2 protein-coding genes and 1 rRNA gene are annotated in these 2,861 nt (G+C 27.5%); 1 reads left to right on the top strand and 2 read right to left on the bottom strand.

Features of this window, described 5'->3' with window-relative positions; genetic code table 11:
* The first annotated feature begins 108 nt into the window (after positions 1-108).
* Positions 109-1,071 (top strand): YhjD/YihY/BrkB family envelope integrity protein, encoded by a 963-nt coding sequence (locus ACIQ56_RS16365; protein WP_397602106.1) that lies wholly within the window; start codon positions 109-111, stop codon positions 1,069-1,071.
* Here the strand turns inward: ACIQ56_RS16365 and ACIQ56_RS16360 are convergent, their stop codons facing one another.
* On the bottom strand, positions 1,072-2,475 hold the full coding sequence (locus ACIQ56_RS16360; protein WP_397602105.1) for a DEAD/DEAH box helicase: 1,404 nt from the start codon (positions 2,473-2,475) through the stop codon (positions 1,072-1,074). It abuts the gene before it with no gap.
* A 302-nt stretch (positions 2,476-2,777) separates the two neighbouring features.
* Positions 2,778-2,861 (bottom strand): 5S ribosomal RNA (gene rrf, locus ACIQ56_RS16355); the annotation flags it as partial.

Below are 2,861 nucleotides of genomic sequence, written 5' to 3'. Positions count from 1 at the left end.
ATCAACAAAATCAAAAACCACTCTCTATAAAAAATTTAATTCCATTCATTGTGTTTGTAAAATGCACTTATTGGGAGGACACTTGGGAATCATGCTGGTTCTGAAATATTGTCATATTTACAATCTATTATATCGAATCTTCAGTTAAAAGAATTAGGAGTTATTTCTTTTTTAACATTTTTATTTACTGTAATATTATTAATATTAAAAATTGAAGATACCATAGATGAGATTATGGAGTTTAAAAACAAATCAAATATATTAAATAGAATATCAAAATGCTGGTTAATTATAACATTAGCCCCTTTTTTATTTGCATTAGCATCCATTAAATCTGATACATTTATTCATTTTATAAAAATAAATGATTTAATTTTTATAAATAATCTTTCTATTAAAATATTCAGATTTTCATTTGGAATTCTATTTCAATGGATTTTTTTTGTTATCATTTTTTACACAATTCCAAGTAAAAAAATAAATTTTAAGTCTGCATTAGTTGGCGGAATTATCGCAAATATTTTATTTGAAATTCTTCAATTCGTAAACGTTCATATCGCAAAAAGAGCCCTAGCAACAGATCCTAGCCACATATATGGCTCTGTTCCCATTATAGCTGTATTATTTTTCGTTTGGATACGTTTGATTTGGCTCACAATTTTAACAGGCTCTTCATTTACTATTGCTACTCAAAAAATAATATTTTTCAAAAAAAATTCCACATTTAATATTTTCCCAAGTAAAGGAATTGTAGATTGCCTAAAAATTTACAAAACAATTCGAAATCTATATCGATATCAAAATATTCCTTCTTCTGAGGCATATATAACAAAGGTTACAGATATCAATCCAATTGATGTTGAAATATGGGTTGATTACTTAATTAAAAAAAATATTATAAGTAGTTCTGACCATGAACAAAAAAACCCTCATTATTTGCCATCATATTTAGCAATAACAAAAGATCAAGGAAACATAGATTTTCTTAAAAATATAATTTTAGATGATGTTCTTGTTAATAGCTCTGAATATCATGAAATAATTGATATATTTAAAAAAAGTCAAACTTAATTATTTTGCTTCCGTTATTCTGACTTGAAGATTTTTTATTTTAAATTTAGATTTTTTAACTACTTCTATTTTATCTTCATTAATTTCCACATGAGTAAAATTATCAAAAATAAAGATATTTCCAACATCTTCTTTAGCAAAAGATAATTCATTTATAAAAGCACCCACAACATCTCCTGGACGCATTTTATCTTGTTTACCTTTATTAATATACATTTTAACAAAATTCATTTTTTGTTCTGAAAAACTATTTTGAACTTTTTGTTCTTTTAGGCTTTCAAACTCATATTTTTTTGAAGATATTCCTATTTCTTTCATCATATTTAAATAGTAATTTAAATTTTTATCTTCACATAATGCAACTGAGGAACCAAAATTACCAGCTCTGCCTGTTCGTCCAGATCTATGAATGTACTCTTCATTTGTATAAGGAATATCAAAATGAATTACTAATGGTAATAGAGATATATCAATTCCCCTTGCAGCAATATTTGTAGCAACTAAATATTTTAAATTTCCAGTTTTAAAATTTCTCATAATGCTATTTCTATGAACTTGTCCAAGTTCACCTGTCAAAGCATCTGCTTTAAAACCATCTTTTTTTAAAGATTCTGCTAAATGATGAGATGTTTCTCTTGTATGGCAAAAAATAATCCCTTTTTGATTTTGTTTGTGATCTGAGTTTTTTAAAATTTCAGTCAGACTTTTATATTTATTTTCTTTAGATGTTAAATAAAAATAATGATTGATATTTGGAGACTGAAGATGATTCTCACCCGAGGATTCATTATCTATTTTCGCAGTAATAAATTTTGCATTTTTTAGGAGTAAGTTTTCAAGCATACTTACTTTATCATTTTTAGTTGCTGAAAAAAGACATACTTGTAATTCGATAGGAAGATAATTACAAATTTCTTCTACTTGATCAGAAAATCCCATTCCAACCATGATATCAGCTTCATCTAGAACTAAGCTTTTTAAATGATCAAAAGAAATAGCTTCTCTTTCAAGTAAATCGATAGCACGGCCAGGTGTAGCAATAATAACATGTGGTTTTCTTGATAGTTCTTCAATTTGGGAAGCGATTGGTGTTCCACCAAATGCTGTCCGTATTAAAATATTTTTTTTATCAATGGATTGAATAGCATTTGCTACCTTAGTAGCAACAATAGCAATTTGATTTCCGAGCTCTCTTGTTGGAACTAAAATCAATGTCTGATGTTCTCTTAACTGAGAATCAATTTTTAATAATAAGGGCAAAACAAATGCTAACGTTTTTCCAGACCCAGTTGGTGCGAGAGCAAAAACGGATTGTGAATTAAAAATGGGTTCAATACATTTTTTCTGAATAGGAGTCAATTGCTCTATATTCAACATTTTTAAATAGCTATCAAGGATTATCATATTTTATTACTTTTGAATGAGGATTAAAGGCATAGTTCAAAGACTAAGAAAAGTTAGAGTTTCAAAAAAGAAAGAGAGAGCTAACAATTCAGCCAAACTAACTCAAGCATTATACTTTGTTAATTTAGCAGTCAATACATATTCATTTCATGAAAATATTATTTCAGTTTTTCATGAAATGAATAAGATTTTACTCTAATTTTAAAAATAATTCTAATAAATGATTTTCAATTTAAAAAGAATAGAAAAATGAAAAAGGCAAAAAAAATCCCACTTCTTTTGAAGTGGGATTTAAGATTAAAAGGCTGCGCAGAGCTACTCTCCCACACCTAAGGGTGCAGTACCATTGCCGCAGGCGGGCTTGACTTCGGAGTTCGGAATGGGAT

Source organism: Silvanigrella sp., from assembly GCF_044369315.1.
GTDB lineage: Bacteria > Bdellovibrionota_B > Oligoflexia > Silvanigrellales > Silvanigrellaceae > Silvanigrella.
This window is presented reverse-complemented; position numbering and strand designations above follow the sequence as displayed.

What these genes read in the sequence shown, in the direction of transcription:
- ACIQ56_RS16360 (WP_397602105.1), bottom strand. Translation starts at nt 2,475, where the DNA reads ATGATAATCCTTGATAGCTATTTAAAAATGTTGAATATAGAGCAATTG.